The 5,300-nt window shown below is 45.2% G+C and carries 2 protein-coding genes; both read left to right on the top strand.

What is annotated here, in order from left to right:
* The coding region (locus tag ACFIKH_RS08560; protein WP_375671482.1) for a ShlB/FhaC/HecB family hemolysin secretion/activation protein at window positions 1-1,490 on the top strand (1,490 nt) is incomplete at its 5' end.
* A 25-nt stretch (window positions 1,491-1,515) separates the two neighbouring features.
* Window positions 1,516-5,300, top strand: a 3,785-nt coding sequence (locus ACFIKH_RS08555) for a filamentous hemagglutinin N-terminal domain-containing protein (RefSeq protein WP_375671481.1), incomplete at its 3' end; no start/stop codon positions are given.

Below are 5,300 nucleotides of genomic sequence, written 5' to 3'. Positions count from 1 at the left end.
TTGTTGAGGGAGTGCATCATGTCAAAAAGCGCTCTATATCAGCCGTAACAGAGCCTTATGTTGGAAGATGTATCGGTCTTGTCGATATTCAGCTCTTAATCAAGAAGTTAACCAAAGTTTATTTGGATCAAGGCTATGTGACGGCGCGTTTTTACATTCCTGATCAAGATATCAAAAACAGCAAGGCGCTCAAATTTGTTGTCATTGAGGGCAAGCTTTCAGAGATTTACTATAATGGTTCACCGGCATCTCGTTATAACAATGTTGTGTGGAGTGCTTTCCCTGGGCTTCAAGGTCATGTTCTGAACATGCGCGATATTGAACAGGGGCTTGATCAGATCAACCGTTTGAGTTCAGCGCACGCTCAAAGCGAACTTCTTCCAGGGCGTGAAGAAGGGAGCACCATTGTCAATATTAACAATCATCCCGATAAAACTTTCAAGGTTACTGTTTCTCATGACAATATGGGACAATCTTCTACGGGTTATGCGCGTTATAGTGCGGGCTTGAGGGTAGAAAATATTTTAGGGATGAATGATGCGTGGGATTTTAACTATCAACGCAGTGAGCCCGATTATTGGGGTGGGAGCAAGCAAGAAGGACATAGCAATAACATTTCAGCAAGTGTGAGTATTCCGTACGGTTATTGGACCTTTGGATTGAATGGCACTGTTTATAATTACCAAAGCATAATCCCTGGCAATTTTACCGATATTGAGACGACGGGGGATTCCAGTGAGTTGCACGCCAGTACAAGCAGAGTTCTTTATCGTGATGGTGTTTCCCTTACAACCTTGAATTTAGGTCTTTCTTATAAAAGAACCAACAATTACCTTCTTGGCAATAAGATTGAAGTGGGCAGCCGTCAATATAGTGTCGCCAATTTTGGCATTTCGCATTCGCGCCAGATGCTGGGTGGAACTTGGACCTTTGATGTGAGTTATTTGCAAGGTCTTCCCTTGTTTCATTCAGTCAAGAAGCACGATCCAGGAGCAGGGGATGCGGAGCCACAATTTGCCAAATTTACCGGCACACTCAGTGTTATGACGCCTTTTAAGGTAGGGGGCTTGGACTTTATACTGAGCAATCTTTTGAGTGGTCAATATTCACCGCATAATTTATTGGGTGCTGAGCAGATTTCGTTGGGGGGTGCTTCCAATGTTCGTGGCACGCGTGAGAGTTTGCTTTTTGGCAATAACGGTTTTTTTAGCCGGAATGATTTGTTGCTACGCACCATTCCGTGGAGCAATCACGCGACCTTCAAAAAGGTTTTTGGTGAACTTCGCCCTTATGTTGGTTTGGATTATGGGCGTGTGTTTTCGCAAGTTTTGTATGGGATTAAGAGTGATCAGCTTGCCGGTTGGACAGCGGGTGTCAAGCTTGCGGGAGGCATGGTCTCTCTCGATGCTAGTTATTCCAGTATTTTTTGGAGCACAGTTAAGCACAAAAAATCAGGAACATTTTTTATGACATTAACAATGGAACTTTAAGCATTGTTTATTGGGGAGTTAACGTATGAGATATGAGAAGAGAGCAGAAAGAGCAGCTTTATTAGGTGTTTTGGTCTCCAGTACGATGCTCAAAAAGGTTTTATTTGGGGGACTTGGTTTTTCTTGTTTATTCGCACCTTCAGCGTTACAGGCGCAAATTACTGTGGATCCTAACGCTCATGCCGCCCATCGCCCAGATATAGTGGCAGCGCCCAATGGGGTTCCCTCGATTGATATTGTTACCCCCAATGGCAAGGGCTTATCACACAATAAATATGATGATTTTAATATTGGCAATCCAGGTGTGATTTGGAACAATCATGCGCAAGAAGTGGGGCAATCGCAGTTGGGGGGCATTATGCCGGGCAATCCGCATTTGCGCCTCACGGGTTCAGCGAAAGTGATTTTAAATGAAGTGACCAGCAGCAAGCGCAGTGCGCTTCATGGTCCAGGAGAGGTTTTTGGGAGCCCAGCCGATGTGATTATAGCCAATCCCAATGGGATAAGCTGTGATGGTTGTGGCTTTATCAATACACCCCATGCGACTTTAACTACAGGTGTACCCGAAATTGATGCGAGCGGTTTTTTGAAAGGCTTTGAGGTGCGAGGTGGGGATATTACCTTTGGTGCAAAGGGAGCCAATTTTTTCTCTGGTCAAGGGGCTGTTGATATTGTCGATATTGTCTCACGCACGGTGCATTTTGAAGGAGCTGTTGCGGGCAGAGAAATTGGAGTGACAGCAGGGACGGGTCACTTTGATTATGCTTCACGGGAAATGAAAGAACTAACCGATATTACTGGTAAACCGGAATATGCGATAGATGGTTCTGCTTTGGGGGCTCTACAGGCGGACAGAATAAAACTTGTGGCGACAGAAAAAGGTGTAGGGGTTCGTATGCGCCATGATATGGCAGCCAATGCGGGGCAGTTGCATCTTTCTGCTGACGGGAAAATCTCGTTGAAGAATGTTTTTGGTCATGGGGGTGTTGTCCTCAAATCGAAAAGCCAGAGCGTATTGGCAAAACACATCACCTCGAAAAAGCATATTGATATTGCCGCCCATAAGGATGTGATGTTAGAAACGGTTGGCGCTGAAGGTCATTTGAAGATAGAGGCGCAGGATGGGCTTTTATCGATTGCAGGCAAGGCAACCTCTGGGGGCAATATGAAGCTTTCTTCGCGCCAGACACTTCAAGTTTCAGGGCTAGGGTCAGGCGCTGATATGGCTCTTGAATCGGGCGGAGACTTGAAGCTTGAGGGGATTGTTTTAGCGCAAGGGAACCTCAGGGCACATGCCGGTGGTGATATAAAGGCGCAGTTTTTAGCCGGTGGGGTTGATATGGCGGCAACGGGTGCTTCTGGTGTTGTTGTTCTTGGCACCCAAGGGGATGTTGATCTCCAGAGCAGTCAAGGTGCGATTGTCGCTGAAAGTGTTTATGGGGCAGGAGATATCACCCTGGTTTCTCATAACGGGCTTTCTGTTTCTGAAACAATTCTGTCGCATCAAAATGTTGCCATTCAAGCACAACCAGAAACAAATGCTCCCGTTCATTTTGGGCAACTTTTAGCTCATGGCAAGGCAAATATTGAGGGTGGGGCGGTTGACTTTTCTTCGCTGATGACGGGTGAAGAAGCTGTTTTAAAGGTTGGCAGCCTTGATGCTGGCACACTGATGACAGGTGTCGTTTCTACGGGCGGTTCAGGGGATCTTGTTTTAGATGAAAAGGGCTTTCTTTTGATTACAGCAAAAGAAGGGGTGAAGGTTGGTCAGATTGCCAGTGGTGGCAATATTGAAATTTTTGCAGGCAACGACATCTATTATGATCAGGTCATTGGCTATGGCAGTGCAACATTGACATCGGTGTCTGGAGAGATCAGTGTTGAGAATGTGCTGTCTGCTGAGGGGGATGTGAGATTGACGGCAACAACTCTCGATTTAAGCAATAATCGTTCTCATATTTACACGCCACAAACGCTGTATTTAATTGCAGATCATATTGATGTCTCAGAGAGCGAATTGACTTATGGTGGTTTAGACTTTCAAAGCACCAATGCCCTTGATATTCACAATGCGCGGCTCCAAGCCGTGACAGATGAGGGGGGGACTGGAGATATTCTCTTTATTGCTCCAAGCGTTATGGTGGATAAGGCAACTTCTGTTTTAGCGGCGCGAGATTTCGTGATCAAAACGGGGGAGCTTGGAAATAGCGGTCAATTGGCATCGGGGCAGGATTTAGTCTTTAGCGTGACGGGCAATGTGACCAACAACAAAACGGGCTTAATCTATGTGAAGGGCAATGGTGCTTTACAAGTTGATGGGGCTTTGTTGAATGATTTTGGCGCCATAATGGCAGAGGGTGATTTATCTTTCACCAATGCAGAAGGCAGCGGAAAAAGCCTTTCGCTTGTTAACAAAGCGGGCTTTATTCAAGCTGGTGGAAACTTAAATATCCAAACCAACACTCTAAAAAACGAAGCCGATAGCACGCCCGTCATCACGGAAAAAACGGAATATAGCGATATTTCTTTCCAAAGACCAAAGGATTCTGATCAACTCAGTGATGGGATGTTATATCATGATGCGAAAGTTGGTCTTTGGGGACAAGGGCACGAACATCAAGATGATAACGGAATTTGGAAAGGACACTTATACATTTACTTAGATAATCCACTTTGGAATAGTAAAGAAGAAACCTATGGCACCGCAATTTCAAGCGATGGAACAGTCTATAAGGCATTTACTTGGAAATATATTGACGAAAGAAACTCTGTAGAACAGTATCGATGGAATGGTTTTCGGCGGAAGGCAGGAGGGGGCTGGTCAATAAACGAAAATTGGTCACACATGACAGAAAAGACTGTCACGCAAGGGTTTTCTCATAAACCAACTGTTTCGGGGGTAATACAATCTAGTGGCAATCTCATCATTAACGCTGATACCATTGACAACCATTATAGCTCTATGAGAGCAGAGGGAAATGCTGATATCCACGCCAAGACGCTGACCAATTTAGGTGCAACGGCTTATAAAAATACCTATATGGGTTGTAATGCCAATACGGATGCTTATTGTTATGGCTATAAAGCTGATGGAAGCCGCGATGTTTCTTTAGATATAGTCAATGGCAAGGATCGCCAAATTGGCTCAAAAGTTCTTGATGCAGCTCCTGGTCTTGTCCAAGCGGGTGGCACTTTAAATCTGGTGGTCGATCAACTCAATAACACGGCAGCGGAAGGTTCGATTACAGGGGATGCGCATTTTGAAGCAAAGTCGGTTGCGGGCAATCCACTGGAGTCCTTAAGTGGTTTGCCTGGAGCTGGCGCTCTCTTTACACCAAAAGTAGATCTCAATAATGCAGGGGAACTTTCTGAGGGGCTTCCTTTACCAAAACCCCAATCGGGGGGTGTTGGGGGCACGCTGCCCAACCAGAATTTCATTTATGAAACGCGGGCAGAATTCCTTGATGTTGGCAAGTTTTATGGCTCAGCTTATTATTTGAACAGAATTGGCTACAATCCTGACAGAGAGATTTTTTTCTTAGGCGATGCATATTTTGAAAAGCAGCTGATTGAAAAACAAATGCGTGATCTTGTTGGTCAAGGTTTGGGCAAAGGTTCCTTTATTCCTGGAAGTGATGCCATTGAACAAGTCAAAACCTTGCTGGATGTCGGGGCAGAATATGCAAAAGCCCACAATTTGACTTTTGGTGAGGCTTTGAGTGAAGAACAATTGGCTTCTCTAGAAGCCCCGATGGTGATTTATGTGCGCCAACAGGTCAAGGGCATGGATGTTTATGCACCGGTGCTTTA

This window comes from Bartonella sp. SD1336NMGDW, from assembly GCF_042193565.1.
GTDB classification, from domain to species: domain Bacteria; phylum Pseudomonadota; class Alphaproteobacteria; order Rhizobiales; family Rhizobiaceae; genus Bartonella; species Bartonella grahamii.
The sequence above is the reverse complement of the archived record's forward strand: the minus strand, read 5'-3'. Positions and strand labels throughout refer to the sequence as shown.